Raw genomic sequence first — 240 nt, 5'->3', positions numbered from 1 at the left:
GCTGATGGGAAGCAGGTTAATATTCCTGCACCGTCGTATGATGCGATGGGGGGACGGATCGCGGAAGGTTGTCCAACTGTTGGAATAGTTGGTTTTTGGCTCATAGAAGGCACTTAGGCAAATCCGGGTGCGGAATTCAAGGGGTTGAGACGAGTGAATTTATTCACGAAGCAATCGGAAGTGGTTCCAAGAAAAGCCTCTAAGCTTCAGTCATACGAGACCGTACCGCAAACCGACACA

1 rRNA gene is annotated in these 240 nt (G+C 49.6%); it reads left to right on the top strand.

What is annotated here, in order from left to right:
* Positions 1-240: ribosomal RNA gene (locus tag KO539_RS30795) — 23S ribosomal RNA — on the top strand; the annotation flags it as partial.

Origin of the sequence: Janthinobacterium sp. NKUCC06_STL, assembly GCF_019345455.1 — a bacterium.
GTDB classification, from domain to species: domain Bacteria; phylum Pseudomonadota; class Gammaproteobacteria; order Burkholderiales; family Burkholderiaceae_D; genus Janthinobacterium; species Janthinobacterium rivuli.
This window is presented reverse-complemented; position numbering and strand designations above follow the sequence as displayed.